General features: G+C 69.4%; 4 protein-coding genes and 1 pseudogene. 3 read left to right on the plus strand and 2 right to left on the minus strand.

Annotated features, from left to right (window positions below; all coding sequences use genetic code 11):
* From DI573_RS14670 to DI573_RS14680, 3 genes and pseudogenes are all read left to right on the plus strand, one after another.
* Positions 1-196, plus strand: a pseudogene (locus DI573_RS14670) (hypothetical protein); the annotation flags it as partial.
* A complete protein-coding gene (locus tag DI573_RS14675; protein ID WP_259982424.1) occupies positions 193-657 on the plus strand; it encodes a hypothetical protein in 465 nt (154 codons plus the stop codon). The pseudogene DI573_RS14670 and the gene DI573_RS14675, both read left to right, overlap by 4 nt.
* Complete coding sequence (locus DI573_RS14680; protein WP_175988855.1) at positions 654-812, plus strand: hypothetical protein; 159 nt, start codon at positions 654-656, stop codon at positions 810-812. The genes DI573_RS14675 and DI573_RS14680 overlap by 4 nt, the downstream gene beginning before the upstream one ends.
* A gap of 64 nt (positions 813-876) precedes the next feature.
* On the opposite strand, the gene DI573_RS14685 is transcribed toward DI573_RS14680, so the two are convergent.
* On the minus strand, positions 877-1638 hold the full coding sequence (locus DI573_RS14685) for a DUF4913 domain-containing protein (protein WP_259982421.1): 762 nt from the start codon (positions 1636-1638) through the stop codon (positions 877-879).
* The coding region (locus tag DI573_RS14690) for a TraG/TraD/VirD4 family protein (RefSeq protein WP_292815893.1) at positions 1638-2115 on the minus strand (478 nt) is incomplete at its 5' end. The genes DI573_RS14685 and DI573_RS14690, both read right to left, overlap by 1 nt.

Below are 2115 nucleotides of genomic sequence, written 5' to 3' on the forward strand. Positions count from 1 at the left end.
GCGGCGCGAGCGCGACGCCGACAAGCTCGAACAGCGCGGCGTCGGCAAGGAGGCCGTGAGCGCGAAGATGGCCGCCGACGTCAGCCAGGGCAAGCCGGCCACCGAGGCGGTGAAGGCGCAGCAGCTACAGAGCGCCAAGGCGCGGCCGAACCGGTCGCGCTCGTCGAAGGTGCAGCGCACCGAGATTGGGCGATGAGCGCCCGCGGGAGGCTCGTCGCCCAGCTCGTCGGCGTCGGAGTGCTCGCAGCGGGCGTCGGCTTCGGCGTGCGCAGCCTCCTACCGCCGTTCGTGCTCGACGACCCGTTCTGGCGGGACTTCTGGTCAGGCCCGCCGATGGCGGGCCTGTTCGCCATCGTCGCGGCCGCGGTCGCGTTCTATCCGGCGTACCGGTCGACGCTGATCGCGCGCGAGAACGCAGCGCGGGAGCAATGGTGGAAGCGGGCGGAATGGGCGCTCGGTCAGGCCGGTTCTGACAATCAGACCGACCGCGAAGTCGCGAACGACGCCCTGGTGGCGCTGTTCGACGAAGCGACCGAGACGGAGGGCAAGATGATCTACCGCACGATGCAGAACTTGCAGGATGCGAGCGGCGTAGACAGCGAGCCCGTATCGGCGGAAACTAGTAGTAGATGGAGGTGGCTACCGTGGGTGAAGTGACGAAGAAGGCAAGCAGCTTGCAGCGTCGTATCGCGGCTGGCAAGGCCGAGCCGATCAGCGATCGCGAGCGGGCGCAGCTCCAAGAACTCCGACAGGCCTACATTCGCCGGTTCGGGAAAGACCCCGACGCGCGGACCGTCGCCAAGACTGCCTGAGCAGCCGTCTGAGCGCACGAGAGAGGGACCGACCCACTGGGCCGGTCCCTCTCTCGTTGTCCGCTCAGACGCCCGTAGGCGGCTCCTCGCGCAGGTCCGGGTACAAACCGTCCGGCGGTGCCGTGTACGGCAGCTCAGCGCCCTTCTGATCGTCGTTCGTGTTCACCCGGCCATCACCAGCCCCGGCGGCCGCGAACGGGCCGTGAGGGTCGAGCAGGACGCTCATGTGGTGCTCGGCGTGATCGCGGAACCAGACGCTCATCCCCGTTGTCGGGTCGAGGCGCAGGTGCTCCCACGCCCGCCACAGAGCGTCGAGCCGGATCACGGCCTCCGGGTAGTTCCACCAGTCGGCCGCCCACACGCTGCGCTCCCCGTCGACGCGGCGACGGTAGTTCTTCACCAGGTACTCGCGCACGAACTCGTCGACGGAGCCGTAGTACAGCGCTGGTTCCTCGTCGGCCGGCTCTTCCTCGTCGAGAGCATCCATCGCGTCAGCCACGGCGCGACGGGCGGCCGTGGCCGCCCGCGCTTGCAGCTCCTCGACCACCGTCGGGTCCAGCGCCTCGTCGACCTCGGCCGCGACGGCATCCTTCACCGCCCCGGCGATGGCCTTCTGCACCACGGCACGAATCGCCGGGGCCGCGAGAGCGGTCGCGACGTCGGCAATGTCGATCCCGAACAGCCGGCCGGGCTCGCGCTCCGGCAGCTCCGGCAGCTCGGCGTCGTCGGGGACGTCGCGCGGGTCGGGCTCGTCGCCCTCGTCCAGTTCGAACGGTTCTGCCTCGATCCCCTCGTCAGCGGGAGCATCACCCCAGTTGTCGCTCATCAGGCCGCGCCCCTGCCGTCGACGGCGGCCGCGACTTCACGCACCGACTCCTGCGCCTCGATGATCGTCCGCGACGCCTGCGGGTCGTGAGCTGCGATCGACGCCTTGACCTTCTCCGCGTGCGGGCCGGTCATCCACGGCTGCGTGCGGATCAGCGTCGGGCGGTTCCCCGACGAGAGCACCACGGCGCGACCCTTCGGCATCGCCGCCAGGTCGGCCACGTCCAGGATGCGCTCACGGTGGAGCTGTTGATTCACGCTGCGCCCGCCCCGACCGGAGGACACCGACGACGCCTGGCGGTCGTAGTCACCGATCAGCTTGGAGAGGCTTTCCAGGAACGCATCTTCGGAGACACCGCCGCCATACACCTTGACGTTCGAGGCGCTCCACAGCTTCCGCATGCCCGAATCACCCCACACGTCGACGCCCTGCGACCACGACTGCAGGATGGTCATCAGCACGATTCCGCGCGAGCCG

Origin of the sequence: Microbacterium sp. (assembly GCF_003248605.1) — a bacterium.
Taxonomy (GTDB): domain Bacteria; phylum Actinomycetota; class Actinomycetes; order Actinomycetales; family Microbacteriaceae; genus Microbacterium.

Coding starts and splice junctions, on each gene's coding strand:
- DI573_RS14685 (WP_259982421.1), bottom strand. CDS start 1,638: ATGAGCGACAACTGGGGTGATGCTCCCGCTGACGAGGGGATCGAGGCA.
- DI573_RS14675 (WP_259982424.1), top strand. CDS start 193: ATGAGCGCCCGCGGGAGGCTCGTCGCCCAGCTCGTCGGCGTCGGAGTG.